At 64.3% G+C, this 18,434-nt stretch carries 22 protein-coding genes; 8 read left to right on the top strand and 14 right to left on the bottom strand.

All coding sequences use genetic code 11. The features are described 5' to 3' along the window. Window positions 1-8: 8 nt before the first annotated feature. The 5 genes from FRZ40_RS33940 to FRZ40_RS45405 all read right to left on the bottom strand — a co-directional run bounded on the left by FRZ40_RS33940 (window position 9) and on the right by FRZ40_RS45405 (window position 4,226). Window positions 9-761: a DUF3348 domain-containing protein gene (locus FRZ40_RS33940; protein WP_147237120.1), complete on the bottom strand. Its 753-nt coding sequence runs from the start codon at window positions 759-761 to the stop codon at window positions 9-11. 180 nt (window positions 762-941) lie between these two features. Continuing rightward, a complete protein-coding gene (locus FRZ40_RS33935) occupies window positions 942-1,955 on the bottom strand; it encodes an alcohol dehydrogenase (RefSeq protein ID WP_147237119.1) in 1,014 nt (337 codons plus the stop codon). A 186-nt stretch (window positions 1,956-2,141) separates the two neighbouring features. After that, complete coding sequence (locus FRZ40_RS33930) at window positions 2,142-3,083, bottom strand: DMT family transporter (protein WP_147237118.1); 942 nt, start codon at window positions 3,081-3,083, stop codon at window positions 2,142-2,144. Between the two features lie 273 nt (window positions 3,084-3,356). Next, window positions 3,357-3,866: a hypothetical protein gene (locus tag FRZ40_RS33925; protein WP_028364373.1), complete on the bottom strand. Its 510-nt coding sequence runs from the start codon at window positions 3,864-3,866 to the stop codon at window positions 3,357-3,359. Between the two features lie 108 nt (window positions 3,867-3,974). After that, window positions 3,975-4,226 carry a hypothetical protein gene (locus FRZ40_RS45405; RefSeq protein ID WP_028364372.1) on the bottom strand — a complete coding sequence of 84 codons (252 nt, stop codon included), beginning with the start codon at window positions 4,224-4,226 and terminating at the stop codon, window positions 3,975-3,977. 341 nt (window positions 4,227-4,567) lie between these two features. On the opposite strand from FRZ40_RS45405, the gene FRZ40_RS33915 reads away from it, so the two are divergent. Further along, entirely contained in the window at window positions 4,568-4,765 is a 198-nt protein-coding gene (locus tag FRZ40_RS33915) for a DUF3079 domain-containing protein (protein WP_028364371.1), read from the top strand. A 19-nt stretch (window positions 4,766-4,784) separates the two neighbouring features. On the opposite strand, the gene FRZ40_RS33910 is transcribed toward FRZ40_RS33915, so the two are convergent. Next, window positions 4,785-5,774, bottom strand: a complete 990-nt coding sequence (locus FRZ40_RS33910) for a zinc-dependent alcohol dehydrogenase family protein (protein ID WP_147237117.1) — start codon at window positions 5,772-5,774, stop codon at window positions 4,785-4,787. Between the two features lie 228 nt (window positions 5,775-6,002). Here FRZ40_RS33910 and FRZ40_RS33905 point away from each other — a divergent pair, with 228 nt between their 5' ends. The 3 genes from FRZ40_RS33905 to FRZ40_RS33895 all read left to right on the top strand — a co-directional run bounded on the left by FRZ40_RS33905 (window position 6,003) and on the right by FRZ40_RS33895 (window position 8,199). Further along, complete coding sequence (locus tag FRZ40_RS33905; RefSeq protein ID WP_147237116.1) at window positions 6,003-6,488, top strand: adenosine-specific kinase; 486 nt, start codon at window positions 6,003-6,005, stop codon at window positions 6,486-6,488. A gap of 17 nt (window positions 6,489-6,505) precedes the next feature. Beyond that, window positions 6,506-7,414 (top strand): ATP adenylyltransferase family protein, encoded by a 909-nt coding sequence (locus FRZ40_RS33900; RefSeq protein ID WP_028364368.1) that lies wholly within the window; start codon window positions 6,506-6,508, stop codon window positions 7,412-7,414. 155 nt (window positions 7,415-7,569) lie between these two features. Next, window positions 7,570-8,199 (top strand): MlaC/ttg2D family ABC transporter substrate-binding protein, encoded by a 630-nt coding sequence (locus tag FRZ40_RS33895; RefSeq protein WP_028364367.1) that lies wholly within the window; start codon window positions 7,570-7,572, stop codon window positions 8,197-8,199. Window positions 8,200-8,295: 96 nt separating this feature from the next. Here FRZ40_RS33895 and FRZ40_RS33890 read toward each other — a convergent pair whose 3' ends face one another. Next, window positions 8,296-9,204 carry a LysR family transcriptional regulator gene (locus FRZ40_RS33890; RefSeq protein ID WP_147237115.1) on the bottom strand — a complete coding sequence of 303 codons (909 nt, stop codon included), beginning with the start codon at window positions 9,202-9,204 and terminating at the stop codon, window positions 8,296-8,298. 87 nt (window positions 9,205-9,291) lie between these two features. On the opposite strand from FRZ40_RS33890, the gene FRZ40_RS33885 reads away from it, so the two are divergent. Next, entirely contained in the window at window positions 9,292-9,804 is a 513-nt protein-coding gene (locus tag FRZ40_RS33885; protein WP_028364365.1) for an SRPBCC family protein, read from the top strand. On the opposite strand, the gene FRZ40_RS33880 is transcribed toward FRZ40_RS33885, so the two are convergent. After that, window positions 9,805-10,725, bottom strand: a complete 921-nt coding sequence (locus FRZ40_RS33880) for a LysR family transcriptional regulator (RefSeq protein ID WP_035541079.1) — start codon at window positions 10,723-10,725, stop codon at window positions 9,805-9,807. 114 nt (window positions 10,726-10,839) lie between these two features. On the opposite strand from FRZ40_RS33880, the gene FRZ40_RS33875 reads away from it, so the two are divergent. The 3 genes from FRZ40_RS33875 to FRZ40_RS33865 all read left to right on the top strand — a co-directional run bounded on the left by FRZ40_RS33875 (window position 10,840) and on the right by FRZ40_RS33865 (window position 14,020). Continuing rightward, window positions 10,840-12,204, top strand: a complete 1,365-nt coding sequence (locus FRZ40_RS33875; protein ID WP_147237114.1) for an MFS transporter — start codon at window positions 10,840-10,842, stop codon at window positions 12,202-12,204. Continuing rightward, window positions 12,201-12,698: a GAF domain-containing protein gene (locus FRZ40_RS33870; RefSeq protein ID WP_081767429.1), complete on the top strand. Its 498-nt coding sequence runs from the start codon at window positions 12,201-12,203 to the stop codon at window positions 12,696-12,698. Before FRZ40_RS33875 ends, FRZ40_RS33870 begins: the two co-directional genes overlap by 4 nt. Window positions 12,699-12,772: 74 nt before the next feature. After that, complete coding sequence (locus FRZ40_RS33865; protein ID WP_147237113.1) at window positions 12,773-14,020, top strand: metal-dependent hydrolase family protein; 1,248 nt, start codon at window positions 12,773-12,775, stop codon at window positions 14,018-14,020. 63 nt (window positions 14,021-14,083) lie between these two features. Here FRZ40_RS33865 and FRZ40_RS33860 read toward each other — a convergent pair whose 3' ends face one another. The 6 genes from FRZ40_RS33860 to FRZ40_RS33835 form a co-directional block, all read right to left on the bottom strand. Next, complete coding sequence (locus FRZ40_RS33860) at window positions 14,084-14,536, bottom strand: glycine zipper family protein (RefSeq protein ID WP_035541105.1); 453 nt, start codon at window positions 14,534-14,536, stop codon at window positions 14,084-14,086. 107 nt (window positions 14,537-14,643) lie between these two features. Continuing rightward, a complete protein-coding gene (locus FRZ40_RS33855) occupies window positions 14,644-15,234 on the bottom strand; it encodes a hypothetical protein (RefSeq protein ID WP_028364359.1) in 591 nt (196 codons plus the stop codon). Between the two features lie 102 nt (window positions 15,235-15,336). Beyond that, a complete protein-coding gene (locus FRZ40_RS33850; RefSeq protein WP_051446237.1) occupies window positions 15,337-15,741 on the bottom strand; it encodes a hypothetical protein in 405 nt (134 codons plus the stop codon). 89 nt (window positions 15,742-15,830) lie between these two features. After that, entirely contained in the window at window positions 15,831-16,337 is a 507-nt protein-coding gene (locus tag FRZ40_RS33845) for a hypothetical protein (protein WP_147237112.1), read from the bottom strand. Between the two features lie 45 nt (window positions 16,338-16,382). Beyond that, complete coding sequence (locus FRZ40_RS33840) at window positions 16,383-16,958, bottom strand: BPSL1445 family SYLF domain-containing lipoprotein (protein ID WP_147237111.1); 576 nt, start codon at window positions 16,956-16,958, stop codon at window positions 16,383-16,385. 28 nt (window positions 16,959-16,986) lie between these two features. Beyond that, a complete protein-coding gene (locus FRZ40_RS33835; protein ID WP_147237110.1) occupies window positions 16,987-18,411 on the bottom strand; it encodes a DUF2252 domain-containing protein in 1,425 nt (474 codons plus the stop codon). Between the last annotated feature and the right edge of the window lie 23 nt (window positions 18,412-18,434).

Here is an 18,434-nt window from a genome sequence, read left to right as displayed (position 1 = left end):
TGTCCCAGTTAGCTGATGCGAAGGGCGGCGAGCAGCCCTTCGACCGGTTGAAAACGAATGTCGAGTTCAGCAAGCAACACGCTTTGCATGTCCTTGCGGAACGCGTCGAGCCACGCGCCGGGCGAGGCTGCTGCGGAATCCGCCGGGGCCGCGCCATTGGCTGGGGCATCGGCGGCCTGACTGGCCTTGCGCAAGCGCTCGAAATGGCCGCCAAGCAGGCCCGGCACCGAACCGAACAGGCTCCGCTCGCGGGCGCCCAGCGAGCGCTCCATGATCGCGTCGACCACCGCGAGGCGCGTCATCTCGGGCGTCTTCGCCGCCAGCAGACTCCGCAGACGGCCGCGCAGCGCGCCGATGCGGGTTTCCATCGACTGCTGGAGCGCAAGGTAGCTCTGGCGGAAATCCGCGTAACTGGCCTCGGTCTGCGCAGGCGCAGTCTGTGCGTGCGCGGCGCCGCGCCGCCGGCGCGTGCTCAGCACGCTGTCGCCCGCGATGGCGTCGGCCAGCGCGGCACGCAGGCCGGCGGATTCCTGCTCGAGCGCGCCCGCGCCCCGGGCGCCGCGCGCACCGCCAGCGACGGCGGCGGGCGGCGTGCCGCTGAGCGCCGTCGACAGCGCAATGGCGTCCGTCCAGCCGAGCCACTGGCTCAACTGATCCGACAACGACTGGCTGGCGGCGGGCACGTCGGCGGCCGTCAGGCGCGCGAGCAGGCGAACGAGCGTCGGGCCGCTGACCGCAGTGCGCTGAGGGGCTTGAACCATACCACCCAAAATCTTGAAAAAGGCAGCAGTTTACACGCTGCGGGACATGAAACCGCCTGGGGAAGATGTCGATGGGCGGCGGCACACCTGCCGCGGGCGCCGCAAAGCCCGGAAATCAAGGGAAAAGAAGACATTTCGGCCGCCGTCGGCATGCCTGCGACGGCGGCCTCATGGCATGGATTACATCGTCAGCACGACGCGGAAACGGGCGGCACCGCTCATCATGCGGTCGTACGCTTCAGCGGCGCGTTCGAGCGGAAAGGTCTCGATCATCGGCTTGACGTCGGCGAGCGCGCTGAACGCCAGCGTGTCTTCCGAATCGGCCGACGAACCTGACGGCCAGCCCTGCACCGCGTTGCGGCCCATGATGAACTGCACGGGCGGCACCTCGATCGGCTTGTCCGCGACACCGAGGATGATCAGCTTGCCGTCGAGCCCGAGTCCGCCGAGCGTTGCTGTCATCGCGTCGCCGCTCGTCACCGTCGCGAGGATCACCTTCGCGCCGCCGAGCGCCTTCAGCGCTTCGGCCACGTCCTGCTTGCGGCTGTCGATATAGTGGTGCGCGCCGAGTTGCTTCGCGAGCGGCGCCTTGTCCTCGCCGCGCGCGATGACAACGGTGTTGAAGCCCATCCGGCGCGCGAACTGCACGCCCAGATGCCCCAGCCCGCCGATGCCGAGCACGGCGACCAGATCGCCCGCCCGCGCGCCGCTGTTGCGCAGCGCGTTAAATGTGGTGATGCCCGCGCAAAGCAGCGGCGCCGCGTCGACGTCCTTGAGATCGTCGGGCATGCGCGCGAGCGCTTCGACGGGTGCGACGAGATAGTCGGCATAGCCGCCGTCGTAACTGATGCCCGGCACCTGCGCCTTTTCGCACACCACGAAATAACCGCGCCGGCAGGCCGCGCAATGTCCGCAGTGTCCGCCGTGCCAACCCACGCCCACGCGATCGCCCGCCTTCCAGCCCTCGACGCCTGCGCCCACGGTGTCGATCACGCCAGCCACTTCGTGACCCGGCACGCGCGGAAATTGCAGACCTGGCCACTGGCCCTCTTTCGTCAGCGAGTCGCTGTGGCAGATGCCGCACGCCTGCACCTTGATCAACACCTGGCCGGCGCCCGGCGCCGGCACCTCACGCTCCACGAGTTCCAGCGCCCCGCCCGGGGCGCCGACCTGTACCGCTCTCATCTTTCGCATCGAATTTGCTCCAGTCGAAGAACAGTCCTTCCAGCGCTCCGGGATACGCGACGGCCTCCGCATCAGATATCCGGCCCGCTGGTCCGAAATGGATACTAGGTGCTGATCGATGCGTGCGCAATTGAACGGTCCACTTCGTTCCATACGGCGACCGTGCGCGACGAATTTGGGCGCGCGCCCTGGCGGCTATGCCGAGCCGACCTTTCCATCGCGCCGCTGGCGCGCGAACACATACTTCAGCCACTCGCGCCCGTTGACCACGAACATGCCGGCCAGCACAAGCCCCGCGCCTGCGAGAAACGTCGGATCGAGCCGCTCATGCAGCAGCAGCGCGCCCAGCGCGACTCCGAACAGCGGCGCCATGAACGACAGCACGCCGAGCCGCGACGCAAAATAGACGCGCAGCAAATAGAACCAGGCGACATAGCTGAAGAAGCACACGACGATCGCCTGAAATCCCAGGCTCGCCCACACGAGCGTCGTGCCGTGAAAGCGGGACTGGCCCGAGAACAGTGCGAACGGCAGCAACACGACGAAGGCCCACACCAGCTGATAGAACAGCGTCTGCGTGGCGGGTGCTTCGCTCAGACGCGTCGCGCGCACGGCGACCGTCGTCATGCCCCACGCGGCGCCTGCACAGATGCCCAGCAGGTCGCCGAGCATCCAGTTGGGCGCCGACGGCCCGGCGCCTGCGCCCGGACCGGCAAACGTGACCACGATGCCCACGAACGAGACCGCGATCCCCGCCCATTGCGCGCGCGTCAGGCGTTCCGAAGGCAGCACCAGTTGCAGGCCGACAGCCGCGAACATCGGCGCGGTGTAAAGGAACACGGCCATGTGCGATGCGGCCGTCCAGCGCAGCCCTTCAGCAACGAAAAGAAACTCGGCGGCAAACAGTACGCCGACCACCGATCCCGGCCCGAGCGCGACACCCTTGAGCCACTTGTCGCGCACGATCAGCCGCCCGAACACCCAGACCAGCACGGCCGCGACGCCGGAGCGCAGCGATACCTGAAGCAGTGGCGGGACATCGGCGGCAATGGCCTTCATCGCAGCCTGTTGGAGTCCCCAGATCAGGCACAGCACTACCATGCTTGAAACGGCCAGGCCGTCCAGAGTCTTTCTCATCGATATTCGCCGGCGGGTCTTGCGCGAACGTGCTCGCCCGGACGGGCGTCTTTCGCGGAGATGGAAATAGTGCGGCGGGCGGTATGGCGATGCTTCGTCCACGGCACAGCAGTGCCGAGGCGACGAAGCGGGTTGAATCCTCGTCGAGTTCTTCGCAGGTCTTTGCCGAGCCGTTTCGAAGCAGTCCCCGCGCGCGCAGGGCTTTCGATTTTCGACGATTTGGACTTCGTTGTCGAATGCCTTACGGCAAACGTCCGAGGCAAGCCGTGTCGTTCAGGGAAAGATCGGCGTGGTCGGTTCGGCGCCTTCGAGGTCCGCTCTCGGCACGTGCTGCACGATCAGTTGCTCGATCTCGTGCTCGCGCGATCCGGGCACGTCCGCCATGATCAGCAACTGGCCGGCGCGAATGGCTTCGCGGAAGCGTTCGAGCTGCGCATTCGGCTCGTTGACACCGATCATCGAGGCCGTCCATGCGCCGAAACCGGCACCCGCCAGCGTCATCATGACGACGGCGCCTCCCGCGATCGCGAGTTCCGCAGGCGGAAACGCAAGCGCGACGAGGCCGAGCAGCGCGCCCGTTACGCCGCCGAGCGCCACGCCGCGTTCGAGCGCATGCACGACATCGCTGCTTTGCAGCAAAGAAGCTTGCGGCAAGGCTTCGAGTGTGACGCTGTGATTTGCGAGCACATGAATGTGCCGCCAGGTGATCCGCGCGCGCAGCAGGTCGTCGACGATGGCTTTGGCCGTGGGCGTGTCGGGGGCGAGAAAATAAAGGCGTCTCATACCGGCTCTCCGTCAGATGGCGGGTGTCCGCAACGGGGCGATACCTTTTATCGTACGCCTGAACCGGCTTCAGTGGCTGGCGCTCACCACTCGCAGTAAAGCGAGGCGCTAGCCATGTCCCGTCACGAACTTTTTGGTCGCGTGATAACCGTGTTTCGTTGCATCAGCCACGGCATGGCCCGCCGATTTCGCGCCGTGTCCGACCGCATGAACGGCGTTTCGAACAGCGTGCCCGGTATCTTTGCCCGCCGTCTTGGCGTCCGTCTTGAACTGATGCGCGCCGCTTGCGAGGCTCGCGTGAGCCAGTGGAGTGGCGAGTGCCAGCACGGCCACAATGAATGAAAGTCTGGACATTTTCATACCCCGATTTTCCCATATCGAACGGGCGCGAATCGCCGTCAAGCGGTAAGCATCGTGCCGAGTTTGTATCGCAATGTTTCCGGGTGCGGGCACACGCCTGTCGTCGCGCCTCGGAGCTTTCCGGTTTCTGACAATCCCGCAATCGTCTTGCATCGCGCCTTCGCGCGCCTGGCCTGTGTTTCGCGAGAATCGGCTTACGCCTGCGAACGTATGTCGCATTGCCGATTGTCGGCAGCGGACTAGCATGGATGAGTTGCCACAGCGCGCTCGATTCACATCGCATCGGCCCCGCGCGAAACGCTGCTACAGGCAGTGTATTCTCTTGAACAAAGGCGTATCAGATGGCCAGGAAATTCCCACTGCATCCGAAGCATCCCGAACGCGTTTGCTGGGGATGCGATAACTACTGTCCAACCGATTCCCTGCAATGCGGAAACGGCTCCAGCCGCACACAGCACCCCATCGAACTGCTCGGCGACGAATGGTACAAGGAAGGCGACTGGGGCATCGAAGTCCCGGAAGATCAGACCGCGCGATAACGCGCGGCCTGCGCAGCCATCACACCGTCACGACGATCTTCCCGACCTGCGCGCCCGCTTCCATGTAGCGATGCGCGTCGGCCATCTCGTCAAAGCCGAAGACGCGGTCGATGGAAGGCTTCAGCGCGCCCGACGCCAAACCATCCGTAATGAAGTGTTTCGCATGTGCCAGTTTCTGCGGATCGCCCGTAATCTCGAACAGCCGGTAGCCGCGCACCGTAAGATCCTTCGACAGCAGATCCATCACGGGCACGGGGATGTCCCGCGCATCGAGCGCACCGTATTGAAAGAAGATGCCGTACGCGCATAGCGCCTTCAACTGATACGCCGCGGCCGGACCGCCGACGGGATCGAAGGCCATGCGCGCGCCCCGCCCTTGCGTCAGCGCCATCACCTTTTCCGGCAGATCCGCGCCGTCGCCCGCGATCACATGTGCGGCGCCTGCCGCCAGCAGCGCATCGCGTTTCTTCTCGCTGCGCGTCAACGCGACGGGAATCGCGCCGACCATGTTGGCGATCTGGATCGCCGCCAGCCCGACACTGCTCGACGCCGCGCCGATCAGCACCGTTTCGCCCTCCTGCAACCGGCCGATTTCGATCAGCGCGCCGTAGGCGGTGGTGAACATCATCCACGTCGCGGCTGCATCCTCGAACGACAGCGACGGCGGATGCTTCACGACGGCATGAACAGGCGCGTTCACGCGTTCGCCATACATGCCGTAGTCCGCAAACGAGAATGCGGGCACGACGCTCACCGCGTCACCCACCGCGAAATCCTTCACGCCGCTGCCCACGGCCGCGACGACGCCTGACGCTTCGTAGCCGAGCCTCGAGGGCAAGCGCGGCTCGATCGTGTATTGCCCCGTGCGATACATGACTTCGGCCCGATTGATGCCGATTGCCTTGACGTCGATCTGCACTTCGCCCGCGTTGGGTGCGGGCACGTCGATGTCGTCGATCTGCAGCACTTCCGGACCGCCGATACGATGAATACGGATGACTCGTGACATATGTCGTCTCCTGCATCTGTCAAGCGCCTTATGGTCGCACACTCCCCCGCGTCGAGCAGGCGGTCTGCCAGCCGACGCTTTCCCTCGCGCGCGCTTGCGTCTACGCTAGAGGACAGTCGAAGCGAGGGTCTGACGAACGGGTCGTTCTGAAGCGTCCGCACGCCAGCCATTCGTACGCATTCGTGCATGTTCACCGGCGTTTTTTGCCGCTACGGAGCGAGGCCCGCCATGCAACTGTCCGCCGTCACCGTCGTCAAGCCCGAGTCGACCAACTTCATCCTCGGGCAATCCCACTTCATCAAATCCGTCGAGGATATTCACGAGGCGCTAGTCGGCACCGTGCCCGGCATCAGATTCGGCCTCGCGTTCTGCGAGGCGTCGGGCAAGCGGCTCGTGCGGCGCTCGGGCACCGACGAAGCATTGATCGACATGGCAAGCCAGAACGCGCTGAACGTCGCGGCGGGCCACAGCTTCTTCGTGTTCCTCGGCGACGGCTTCTTTCCCGTCAACGTGCTGAATGGGCTGAAAGCCGTTCCCGAGGTATGCCGCATTTTTTGCGCGACGGCGAATCCCGTCGAAGTGCTGGTGGCCGAAACGGACCAGGGACGCGGCATCATCGGCGTGATCGACGGCTTTTCGCCGCTCGGTGTCGAAGGCGCCGAAGACGTTCAATGGCGCAAGGATCTGCTGCGCACGATCGGCTACAAGCTGTGACGCAGTCACGCCGATACATGGAAGCTCCCCGCTTCGATCCCGCCACGCTCTGGCCCGCCATCGAAAGGCAAACGCAGCACGCCCTGCAGTGCGGCGCGCTGCAACCCATCGACACCGTGCAGGCCGTGATCGAAAGCGGCGGCGTGCGCTTCGTCGTGCGGCAAGTGTCGAGCCTCACGCGCAAGGAACAACAGCGTACGCAGGCGCGCAAGCTGCAGACGGAGAAACGCGCCGCCGTCAATCCGTTCCTTCCGTACGAGCCCGATCTGTTCGTCGCCGATATCTCGGACACGCATCTCGCGCTGCTCAACAAGTTCAACGTGATCGATCATCATCTGCTGATCGTCACGCGCGACTTCCAACGGCAGAACGCGCTGCTGAATCTCGCGGATTTCGAAGCGCTGCTGCTCTGCATGGCGGGATTCGACGGCCTCGGTTTCTACAACGCCGGCCCCGAGGCGGGCGCAAGCCAGCCGCACAAGCATCTGCAGATCGTGCCGTTGCCGCTCGGCGACAGCGAGCCGCCCGTGCCCGTCGAACCGCTGTTCGCGCAGGCCGCCGCCGATGGTCCGGCCGCTCGCGTGCCCGGCTTGCCGTTCCGGCATGCGTTCGCCCGCCTCGTGCTAAACCATGCGGCGCCCGCCACTGCCGCACAGACCGCGCTCGTGTGCTATCGCTCGCTGCTCGATGCAACGGGCATCGGCGCAGTCGAGATCGACGGCGAGCCGTGTCATGCCACGCCGTACAACCTGCTCGTCACGCGCGGCTGGATGCTGCTGGTTCCGCGCTCGATGGAGCGCGTGGAAGGCGTGTCCGTGAATGCGCTGGGATTCGCCGGTTCGCTGTTCGTGCGCGACGCCGCGCATCTCGAACTGATCGAACGGATCGGTCCGATGAACGTGCTACAGCGCGTCGCCATGCCATAGCCGTTTGCACCGGACGCGCCCCTCCGCCCCATTGCGGCAGCGGCCTGCCACCCCCGCTGCCGATTTCGCGCAACGCCCCTACAATAGCTGTCGCCGCTGCGAACCCCCTTCGCGCCTATCGTTCGACCATGCATTCAATCATGACCATTGCCCCCATGAGATCGCGATTTCTCGCCGCCCTCCTGTTCTTCACGATGCTTGCCTTCGGCGGTACGGCATCGGCGCAGAGCGTCGACAGTTCCGATCCGCAGATGCTGGTCAAGACAGTCACGCAGCAGGTGCTCGACGAAGTGCACACGCGCGCAATCGAACCGACGGATATCCCGCGCATCATGGATATCGTCAATCGCGACATCCTGCCGTATATCGACTTCGAGCGCACAACGCAGCTCGCTCTGGCGCGTTACTGGCGCACGGCCACGCCCGAGCAACAGAAGGAACTCGTGCAACAGTTCAAGATGCTGCTGGTTCACCTGTATTCGGGCGCGCTCGCGCAGCTCAAGCCCGATCAGAAGATCGAATATCCGCCGATGCGCATCTCGGCATCGGATACGGATGCCGTCGTGCGCACGATCGCGCTCACGAACGCCCAGCCCGTCGAGATCGATTACCGTCTGCGCAAGACGCCGCAGGGCTGGCGTGTGTACGATCTCAACGTGATGGGCGCGTGGCTCGTGCAAACGTATCGCCAGCAGTTTGGCGAAATCATCCAGCAAAGCGGCGTCGATGGATTGCTGAAGTTTCTGATCGACCGCAACCAGCAACTCGCGTCGGGCAAACAGTAATGCGGCCGGATCGATACGCGTACTGGCTCTCGCGTTATCCGGGCCCGCAAAACAGCGATCCCATCGAATAACACCGGAGGTGGCGACGCTTGCGGATCACGCCAGCGCGTCGCACGTTCTGAACAGCAATTCGCGCACCCAGCGATGTGCGGGCGCGCGATGCGTGCGCTCGTGCCACGCAACCGTCTTCGTGAAGCCGGGTATCTCGAGCGGCGGCTCGAGCGTCGCCAGTCCCTGCGATCGCGCGACGAGCCGTTCCGGCACGACGGCGATCAGATCGCTGCTCTTGAGAATGCGCGGCAACACCAGAAAGCTCGTCACCGATACCGTCACGCGACGCTCGCGGCCCAGCCGCGCAAGCGCGTCATCCGTCACGCCACGAAAGCTGCCGCCGCTGTACGACACCAGCGCGTGATCGAGTTCGCAGAAGCGCTCCAGCGAAAGCGCGCCACCCTGTGCATCCGGATGACGGGCGCGCATCACGCACACGTATCGTTCGTCGAACAGCCGCCGCGCATGCAATTCCGGCAGCGCGCTGTCCGGCGTGACGAGCGCGAGGTCGATCTCGCCGCGCTCGAACTGCGTCTGCAGCAACGCGTCCTGCACGGGCACGACGGCGACCCGCACGCCGGGCGCCTTGCGCCGCAATGCTTCCAGAAACGGCAGCACCACGGCCTGCAACGCGTAGTCGGTTGAGGCGATGGTCAACGTCAGTTCGGCCGTCGCGGGATCGAACGCCTGCGGGCGCAATAGCACATCGATTTCGCCGAGAATCTGCTTGAGCGGCGCCGCGAGTTCGAGCGCGCGCATTGTCGGCACGATGCCGCGTTGCGTGCGCACGAACAGCGGATCGTCGAAGCTCTCGCGCAGCCGCGTCAGCATGCCGCTCACGGCGGGCTGCGTGAGCGACAGACGCTGCGCGGCCTTCGTCACGTTGCGTTCGTCGAGCAGCGCGTCGAGCGAGCGCAGCAGGTTCAGGTCGATGGTTCTGATATCAGATTGCATGATGGCGAAAATCATCAAACGCGATTAGATTTATTTCAGAATAGCGCCGATCATGGTTCCCGTTCAACCGTTTCAGGACAGGCAATCATGCAAGACATCGTTTGGCCCGAAGGCTATGTGCCGGGCTTCTCCGACAACTTCGCTTCGAACGAGATGATCGTGGCGGGACTGAGCGTCGCGGACGTCTGGCGGCAACTCGACGACACGACGGCGTGGCCGGGCTATTACAGCAACGCGTCGGATATCCGCTTCTACGAGGGCAAAGGCCCCGCGCTCAGCGAGGGCGCGCGTTTTCGCTTCACCACGTTCGGCTTTTCGGTCGAGGCCGAGGTCACCGAGTATGTGCCGCCCGTCAGCGGCGCAGTCGCGCGCGTCGCGTGGCACGGCTGGGTGGAAGGCGATGCGCAGTCGCGCCTCGACGTGCATCACGCGTGGCTCTTCGAAACGCTGTCCGGCGGGCGCGTGCGCCTGCTGACGCAGGAAACGCAGAATGGCGAGCCCGCCAAAGCACTCGCGCGGACGCGGCCTAACCCGATGATCAACGGCCATCAGGAATGGCTCGATGGCATCGTGGCAGCCGCGCGGCGCGCGCGCGGCTGATCACAACTTCGGCGAAGCGAACATGTCGACCAGTTGATCGCGTAACCAGCGATGCGCGGGAACCGTCTCGTTGCGCTGATGCCAGAACAGGCTGATCACGCGGTCGGGTGCTTCGAGCGGCGCGCGCACACTGACCAGCTCCTCCTCCATGCCGCCGCGTTCGCAGAGGTCGCGCGGCAGCACGGCGATCAGATCGCTTGCGCGGAGGATCTCGCAAGCGACCGTGTAGTGGTTGACCGTCGCGACCAGGTTGCGCTTCAGTCCGCGCGATGCGAGAAAACTGTCGAATGACGGCGCTGTCTGCCCCGCAAGACTGATGTCGACATGGCGCGCGTTCAGAAAGCGCCGCGTGGTCAGGCGCCCCGGCGCCGCCAGCGGATGGCCGCGCCGCATCAGGCACGCGTAATCGACGGTCCAGAGCGAGCGCGAGCGAATGTGCGCGGGCGGCAGCGTCTCGTTCACATAGACGCCGATCACGCAATCGACACGATTGCCTTCGAGCAGCGCGGGCACGTCGAGCAGAATGTTCGGCACCGTGTGCCACTGCAAGCGCGGCGCGTCCTCGCTGAACCGTTCGATCAGGCGCGGCATCACGATACCCGCCACGTAGTCCGACATCGACAGGCTGAAACTCACCTCGGCATGGCCGGGCGAAAACGTCTCTTCATCGAGCGCCGCGCGAATGCGGCTCAGCGAATCGCCCACGGGTCCCCACAGCGCCATCGCCCGCTGCGTCGGCGTGACGCCCGCGCCATGGCGGATGAACAGCGGGTCGTCGAATGCCTCGCGCAGGCGGCTGAGCGCATTGCTGACGGCGGGCTGCGTCAGCGACAGCTTGGTGGCCGCCCGCGTGACGGCGCCTTCCGTCATCAGGGCTTCGAAGACCTTCAGCAGGTTCAGATCGAGCGAACGGAAGCTCATGGTCAATCATTCACGATGTCAATGTACTGAATCAAGAATATAAATATTTATGACATTCGACAAGCCATAGAATCGGCCTCACGAACCGGCCTCTGGGCACTCAAGGAGCGCACTGTGTCAAACGTTTCTGCACGTATCGAGCGCCTTCCGTTTGGACGCTTTCACGGACACCTGCTGCTGATGGGCGGACTCGGCTACGCGTTCGATGCAATGGATGCCGCCGCCGTCGCCTTCGTTCTGCCCGTGCTGCGCAACGACTGGGGGCTGTCCAGCGTGCAGACGGGCGTGCTCGGGAGCGGCAACTTCATCGGCTTCTTCTTCGGCGCGCTGCTCGCGGGCACGCTCGGCGATCTGATCGGGCGTCGCAAGGTGATGATGTCGGCGCTGCTGGTTTACTGCGTCGCGTCCGTCGTCAGCGCCATGACCGATTCGTGGCCGACGTTCCTCGCCGCCCGCATCGTGGCGGGAATGGGGACGGGCGCGGAGAGCGCAATCATCGCGCCCTACCTTGCCGAGTTCGTCGCGAAACGCTATCGCGGCATCTTCACGGGCGCCCTGGCAGGCTTCTTCTCGTTCGGTTTCGTCGCGGCCGCGCTGCTCGGTTATTTCATCGTGCCCGCGTTCCCGTCGGGTTGGCGCTTCGTGCTGCTGATCACCGCCGTGCCGATCCTGATGCTGCTGTGGTGGCGCCGTTCGTTGCCCGAGTCGCCGCGCTGGCTGGAAAGCCGCGGACGTACGGATGAAGCGGTGCGCGTGCTCGACGGAATCGAGGCGAGCTTCGCGGCGCGCGGCATTGCGCTGCCCGAACCCGAGGCGGGCGGCCCGCGCGGCGAGCCGCCGCTGCCGACGGGCACGCTCGCCGCGAACTTCCGCGCGCTATGGGCGCGCCGCCAGGCGCGCATCACGACGATGACATGGCTGATGTGGCTGTCGATCACATTCAGCTACTACGCGTTCTTCACGTGGATTCCCGGCCTGCTCGTGCAGCATGGCATGAGCATCACGCGCAGCTTCGGGTATTCCGTCGCGATGTATGTCGCGCAGGTGCCCGGTTATTTCAGCGCGTCGTGGTTCAACGAGCGCATCGGACGGCAGGCGACGATTGCCGCGTACATGCTGTTCGGCTGCGCGTGCGCACTGGGCATGGCGTTCGCGAGCACCAACGGCGAGATCATGGCGGCGGGCATCGGCCTGTCGTTCTTCATGAACGGCACTTATGCAGGCGTCTACGCCTACACGGCCGAAGTGTTCCCCACGGCCGTGCGCACGACGGGAGCCGGCACGGCGTCGGCGATCGGCCGCATCGGCGCGATCGTATCGCCGATCCTGGTCGGCTATCTGTATCCGCGCTTCGGCTTCGCGGGCGTGTTCGGCGTGACGACCGTCGTGCTGCTGCTCGGCGCAATCGCCGTGGTCGTGATGGGCGTGCCGACGCGCGGCCGTTCGCTCGAAGACATCGCGACGGGAGAAGCAGCGTGACCAGGAAACCCGAATCGACTCTGCAGCCCTTCGTCGCACTCGCTCAGGCTCATGCGCATGAAACGCAGCCCGCCACGCTCTATCGCACGCTCGATACCGTTCTTGCCGACACGATCGGGCATACGCTCTTCACGATCCTGCGTTACGACGACGCGACCAACGAATCGGCGCGCATCTACAGCAACATGCCCGCCGCGTATCCGACCTCGGCGAGAAAGCCGCTGTCGGGCGGCGATTGGGTCGACACGGTGCTCACACGCGGCGAAGCATTCATCGGCAAGACGCCTGACGACCTGCGCGCCGTGTTCGCCGATCACGAACTGATCGCGTCGCTCGGATGCGAAAGCGTGCTGAACGTGCCCGTGCGCTGGAAAGGACGCACGCTCGCATCGCTCAATCTGCTGCATACGCGTGCCTGGTATCGCGACGATCACGTGCCGCTCGCGCAATCGCTTGCGCAGTTCGCGTTGCCTGCATTGCTCGACGGCAGCTGAAACGGGCCGACGGACGGGCACACGGACGGACAGGCGGCAGCATCGAAACATCGACCGAACCGGAGGGGATACGAGTGGAAAGCATTCTGTTCACGAACGCAGGCGTGCTCGATGTCGAGCGTGGTGAAGTGCGGGAAGCGCATCACGTCCTCGTCGAAAACGGCCTCGTCAAGGAAGTGTCCGACACGCCGCTGAAAAGCGCGGCTGCGCGCCAGATCGACTTGCGCGGCAAGACGTTGATGCCGGGCCTGATCGATCTGCATGTGCATGTCGTCGCGGTGCAGTTGAATCTTTCGCAGCAGGTGCACATGCCGAACGTGCTCGTCACGCTGCGCTCCGTGCCCATCATGCGCTCGATGCTGCGACGCGGCTTCACCACCGTGCGCGACGCGGGCGGCGCGGGCTATCCGCACAAGCAGGCGGTGGAAAGCGGGCTCGCCGTCGGACCGCGCCTCTTCGTCGCGGGCCGCGCGCTCAGCCAGACGGGCGGTCACGGCGACATGCGCGCACGCTCCGACTATCTCGGCGACAGCGCGCCGTGCGGCTGCTGCGTGCGGGTCGGCGCGCTGGCGCGTGTTGCCGACGGCGTCGATGAAGTGCGCCGCGCGGCCCGCGAAGAATTGCAGATGGGCGCCGACCATCTGAAGATCATGGCCTCGGGCGGCGTCGCTTCGCCGACGGATCCCGTCGGCGCATTCGGCTATGCGGAAGACGAAGTGCGGGCGATCGTCGAGGAGGCGCGCGCGCGTCATACCTACGTGATGGCCCACGCGTACACGGCCGAGGCGATTGCCCGCGTCGTGCGCTGGGGCGTGCGCACGATCGAGCACGGCAATCTCGTCGATGCGTCCACGGCGAAGCTGATGGCGGAGATGGGCGCCTATGTCGTGCCGACGCTCGTCACTTACGAAGCGCTCGCCTCGGAAGGCGCGCAATACGGGCTCGGCGAAGAAAGCGTGGCGAAGATCGAAGATGTGCGCGAAGCCGGCTTGCGCTCGCTGGAAATTTACCGCGATGCGGGCGTGAAGATGGGGTTCGGCTCGGACCTGCTCGGGCCGTCTCAGCGTCTTCAGAGCGACGAGTTCCGCATTCGTGCGGAAGTGCTCGGCAATGCCGCGACGCTGGCGTGCGCGACGACGACGGCGGCCGAAGTGCTCGGCTTGCCGGACAAGCTCGGCCGCATCACGGCGGGCGCATGGGCCGACATGATCGTGGTGGACGGCGATCCCCTGCGCGACATCAGCTGTTTGCTTGGGCAAGGCGAGCGCATCCCGCTCGTGATGAAAGGCGGTGCGATCGAATTCGACGAATTGCCGCGTTGAACGGCGTGAGGATCGCGCGCCACGAATGACGCGCGATTTCGCCGCCGATGTTCTATGCAACGCTCAATGCAAGGTATAACCCCGGCCGCTCATACAGGCTGAGTAAGCCTGGTTGAATGCGCCCATCGCGTTCTGCTGCTGGGCTTGCGTATTGGCCTGCGCCTCGCGCTTGTTCTGCCGGGCGCGCATGCCGCCGCCCATCGTTCCAGCCGCGGCGCCGATCGCCGCGCCCTTGCCCGCGTCGCCCGCGATCGCGCCGATCACCGCACCGCCAGCCGCTCCGCGAGCGGCTCCGCCGACGCGCTCGCCACCGCCCACAGCAGGGCCCGATGGCGGCGGAGGAGTTGCCGCCACAGCGGCGGGATCAACGCCTGTTTGCTGCTTCGCCCACGATGCACATGCGCTTTGATCCTGCTGCTGTTTCTGCGCGCTTTGACCTTTGGCGGGATATGCGACGGGCTGTGCCTCCGCCACGGTCTGACAACACAGCACTGCTACAAAAGCAATGACCGGCATCCGACGCTTGCTGAGTACGTTCATGAGAACCCCCTTCGTGGTCGCGATCTTCCTCTCAGTCTATTCGCTGCGCAGTACAGGTGTTAGTAATCTTTTACACCCGCCGATCATTCGAAGTATTGGCGCTGCACATCATGTCTGAATGTGCGCGCCTGCCGTGCGGCCTTCGTCGCCGACACGCGATACCGGCACTTCACATCGCCCACCAGCATCAGACATGCGATCAACGGTGCAAGGATGAACGCGCCGGCTATGACATATCTAAACCATTCATGATGGAGGGCTGCGGGATCGACCCGTGGCACGAACGCGATCGGCGCGAGCATTCCTGCGACATAGAACACGTCGATCCAGACGCGAAGCCTCGCGGCAAGCGCGGTCGTCGCGGCCAGCAGCAACGCCGCGATCGCGCAGCCCACCGGCACGAAATCCGCCGGCAAAAGGCGCGCAAGTCCTAGCCGTTCGTGCATGAAAACGATATCGATCAACGCAGCCAATGCGAGCGTGAAGATCGCGACGGGCGGTGTCAGATAGAAGCGTTGCAGATCGCGCCGCGCCTGCATGTCGGCATGGCACACACACCGGAAACCCTCGTACCAGTCGCGCCATTCTTCACTGCTGACAGGAAACGGATTAATCGCTTCGTCACCACCGTTTTCTGCAGCAATCAGTCCGAGATCGAATGCGCTCTTTTCCATGCGAATACTGTATTGACTCCGACCACACGTCGCGAGGAATGTGAGTGTAGGGCATGGCACCTTCAGGGAAGCTTAAGACCGTGGCAGCGAGTGAAGCGGGCGTCAACGCTTTTGCAAGGCCCAGTCGGTTCGCCCTGTCCCGCAGAATTTGGGGTGCAGATCCATCGACTGCCCTTTTGCCAACAGCACGACCTTGACCATGCGGCATGTCTTGCCCCCTTCCTGGCTGGTGCTCTCGGGTGTCATCGCTGCGTCGATTTTTACGCCGTTGCCTGTCCCTTCGTTTGTCCATTGCGTCGTCTCACCGTCTTTCTTCGTGTTGAGCACGTCCGTGAGTGCGACCTTGATCGAGTCCATGTCGGGCTTCTTGATATAGGACATCGGCGTGTCGTTGAGAAAGTTGAGGTTGGTCGCGTCGGCAGCGCCCATGCCCGTCAATAGCAATACGGTCGACGCCACGCGCACGCAACACGTCAGCAGACCGTTCTCCGGCTTCTGATATGACATGACAATCCGCTCCTCATGACAATCGTTCGGCGAACCACATCGGTAATTCCCACTCCGTACGGGCTACGATGACGCGAGACACGAAGCGGCTAAAACCTGCCGCGCCGGGTCGGATCGCGCATCGGATCGGGCTGTTTCTGCGTCGTCCGCAAGACGCCCTGATCGTCGAAATAGAAGTGGAAGATCATGTAGTCGACGTTGTTCTCCAGATAGCGGTACGACCAGACTTCGCGTTTCATCAGCTTGAAATACGACGTTTCGAACGGACGGCCGAAGTTGACGAGCACATCGTCGCGCGTCCACTTGCCGACCTCGGCGCGATAGAACTCGTTGTCCTGAAGCACCTGGCGAACGCTCACCACCTTGCCCGATGCATCGATATCGGCGGCCGTCGTGGTCGTGCCCATCGGCTGGGTCGGCCACATCAGCCGCTTGCCGCCGTTCGGCAGTTCATAGGTTTCTTTCGGCGGACCCAGACGGGCGATCACCGTCGACTGGTCGGCGCCCGCCTCGATCTGTTGATGCGGCTGGGCACATCCCGCGAGCAACGATGCCGCCGCACAAAGCATCATGAATGTCATCCGGCTGTTCATCATGTGTCCCAGCTCGATGTCCGGCTGAACGACAGCCGTGCTCTGCGTTCAGATCTTCAGGCGCGACACCTTGGTGCCCGACAGCGACACGTCGCCCATCAGACCCGCATTGGTCAGCACGATCGCTTCGACGGGCGCGGTGGCCGTCGTCGTATCGATCTCGCCGTTCGCGCCGACCTTCAACAGCGCAACCGATCCCTCGCCGCCCACCGACCAGCCTTTGGAATTGCGGAAGCTGCTGAGCGCATCCTGCGTCATGAACAGGAATACGATGGCCTTAGACTGCGCGCCTGCCTGCAAGCCGAACGATCCCGACACCGTGCTGTAATAGCCCACCGTCTTCCCGCCGACGTGCAAGGCTCCCTCGCCGTACTCGCCGCCCGCGATGAAGCCGACCTTGATCACCGACGGAAACACGAGCACGCCGTTCGCCTTGGAGACCAGTTCCTTCGACCCCTTAACCGTCTCGTAGAGCCGCGACAATGTGCCCTGTACCTTCGCGTCGATTTCATGCCGCTTCGCCGCATCCGATCCGGCCGCGACGGCGGCTTGCATTGCCGTGGGTCCAAGTCCCGCGACAGTCAGCACGGCGGCGCTCGTGCGTAAGAAGTGTCGTCTGCGCATGGTCATCTCCAATGTGTTGTTGCTACGCCTAGATGCGGAAATCCGCCGCCATATCTTCGTCCGTGCGCGCTTCGAGCTGCCCGGACCGGCACGCTGCCGCGAACCGCGCGTAATCGTGCTCCACCTGATCGGCGTAGCGGTTCGAATACGCGATCAGTGCTTCGCTCATCCTGTCGCTGCGTCCGAAATAATCGCTGATCTCCGCCGCGAGTCCGCTGGCTTTCGCGTGCGCGCGCGCCAGCACCCAGCCGCACAACCCGCCGTAACGCGCGAGCATGTCCGCGTCCATGAGTTCGATCTGCGGGGAGAGCTTCATGTCGCGCAGCTGACGTGCGTAAAAGTGCCTGCCCAACGGCCCTTTCGCCCAACCCAGAAACGGATCGCTGGCGGCCTGCATCAACCGCTGTCCTTCGACGACGCGTTGTCCCTCATGGCCGCTCTTGCGCTTCCCGCGATATCGCGCGATGACGGATTGCGACGCCTCCTTGAACTGCAGAAACAGCGGCTTGTCATGCCGGTCCATCATCAGCACGATCACGCAGCGCGTGCCGACGCTGCCGACGCCGACCACCTTGAACGCCAGATCCTGAAACGTGAAATAGCCGAGCAAACGGCGGCGGTCGAGCGCGAGTGTCGACAGATAGTCGCTGAATGCAGCCGCTTGCGCGCCCTCCAGATCCTTGAGTTTCAGCAGTTCGTCGTCCGGGCTGAACAGCGTCTGCTCGCCCCGAATATGAAAGACGGCAGGCGGCGCATCGAGGATGATCAGGCGGTCGCCGTCGCGCCGCGTGAGTTTCGGCAAAAGCGATTCGTGCGTGCGCGTCGAAGCGCGCTCCATCGCACGCCGGACCCTGCGCTGAACCTCGGGTTCCGTCGATTCAGCCAGCACGCGCTCCAGCGTGATCTGTTCATACCAGGTTTCCAGAATGCTCATCTCGGCGTACGCCTGCATTCTCGACTGATAGCTTTGCGCGACCGCGTACACCAGTTCCTCGGCCTGCCTTTGCTTGAAACCCAGGTTGCGCGCGGCCAGCACGAAACTGACGACGAGCCGCTTGATATCCCATTCCCACGGCGCTTCGCTGGTTTCGTCGAAGTCGTTGAGGTCGAACAGCAGCCTGCGTTCCGGCGTTGCAAAGCCGCCGAAGTTGGCGAGATGACAGTCGCCGCAGATCTGGAAAACAAGGCCTGAATCAGGCGTGCCCGCAAGATCGTGCGCCTGGATGATCGCGCTGCCGCGAAAGAACGCAAAAGGCGACGCGAGCATTCTTCCGTAGCGAAGCGGCACGAGCCGCTCGACCCGGTCCGCGCTGCTCAGCTTCAGCAACTCGACAGGATCGCGATCGACATTGCCGATCTCGGACTGCTGGCTGCGCGGTACGCGTCTGGATGTCACGGCGCCACCGCTTTCCGCTGGCGCGGCGGCGCGTTCGATCTTCTGGGGCTTTTTCATGGCTTGCGAACCCGTTTATTGAG

Source organism: Paraburkholderia azotifigens (assembly GCF_007995085.1).
GTDB lineage: Bacteria > Pseudomonadota > Gammaproteobacteria > Burkholderiales > Burkholderiaceae > Paraburkholderia > Paraburkholderia azotifigens.
Note: the sequence above shows the minus strand (reverse complement) of the source record. Positions and strands in the feature narration are given on the sequence as shown.